Below are 1,137 nucleotides of genomic sequence, written 5' to 3'. Positions count from 1 at the left end.
CGAGCGCCCGCGGACGGCGCCGGGTGTCGCCCGGGGTGAGCAGCGCGACCGTGAGCGCGACGGCGCCACCGACCAGGGCGTCGGTCCACCGCCCGAGCGGCCCCCCGGAGACCTGCGGCAGGCCCACCACGATGATCGCCTGGACCCCGGCCTGCGTGACCAGCAGCGCACCCCGGTCGATGAACCGCGCGGCGACGGCGGAGATGAACAGCACCAGGCTGAGCTGCCACCAGCCGGAGCCGATCAGGTGCACGATCAGGTCGCCCATGGCGACGCCGACCGCCACGCCCACGGCCATCTCGGACACCCGGCGCACGTCCCGCTGCGCGGTGAACCCGAGCAGCACCCAGGCCGCGACGGGCGCGAAGAAGGGCTGCTCGTGCCCCAGCACGTACCGCGCGATCAGGTACGCGACACCGGCGGCGAGCGAGGCCTGTGCGATCGGGATCAGGCTCGCCCGCGCGCGGGTCCAGCCCTGCCGCAGCCGCGTGCGCAGCATGAGCGTGCGCATGGCCTTGCGCCACATCTCGTCGGCGGGGCCGGGCAGTGAGGTCACGGTGGCATCCTGCCACCCGCCCTCACGGGTGCGTCAGATGAGGCTGGCAGGGCCGCGCAGGCCGGGGGTCAGCGGGCCGTGGGACTCCGGCCGGTCCACGGACATGCCGTCGCCGGGCACCACGATCTCCTGCGCCGCCGACACCTCGATGGCCTGCCCCGAGACGTCGCCCGAGACGAGGAGCTCGGCATCCTCCGGAACGTTGCGCTTGAGCACGGCCAGGCCGATCGGCCCCAGCTCGTGGTGGCGGGCCATCGACGTGAGCGTGCCGACCACCTTGCCGGGAGCGCCGTCCGCCCCGGGCAGACGCACCTCCGCGCCCGCCTCCGGGAGCAGGTGCTGGGAGCCGTCGAGGTGCAGCATGACCAGGCGCCGCGGCGGGCGGCCGAGGTTGTGCACCCGGGCGACCGTCTCCTGGCCGCGGTAGCAGCCCTTGTTGATGTGCACGGCGGTGCGCAGCCAGTCCAGCTCGTGCGGGATGGTGCGGCCGTCGACCTCGCGCGCGAGACGCGGGCGCCAGGCCTCGACCCGCAGGGCCTCGGTGGCCCAGGTGCCGGCGAGCGGCCAGCCCGCGGACTCGC

Annotated in this window: 2 protein-coding genes; both read right to left on the bottom strand. The window is 75.3% G+C overall.

Translation table 11 applies throughout. The annotated features are described in order from the left end of the window. Positions 1–556, bottom strand: a 556-nt coding sequence (locus PROKR_RS07010; protein ID WP_425414862.1) for an FUSC family protein, incomplete at its 3' end; no start/stop codon positions are given. A gap of 33 nt (positions 557–589) precedes the next feature. After that, a partial coding sequence (gene ygfZ / locus PROKR_RS07005) for a CAF17-like 4Fe-4S cluster assembly/insertion protein YgfZ (protein ID WP_036961067.1) occupies positions 590–1,137 on the bottom strand: 548 nt, incomplete at its 5' end.

This window comes from Promicromonospora kroppenstedtii DSM 19349 (genome assembly GCF_000515355.1).
GTDB lineage: Bacteria > Actinomycetota > Actinomycetes > Actinomycetales > Cellulomonadaceae > Promicromonospora > Promicromonospora kroppenstedtii.
Note: the sequence above shows the minus strand (reverse complement) of the source record. Positions and strands in the feature narration are given on the sequence as shown.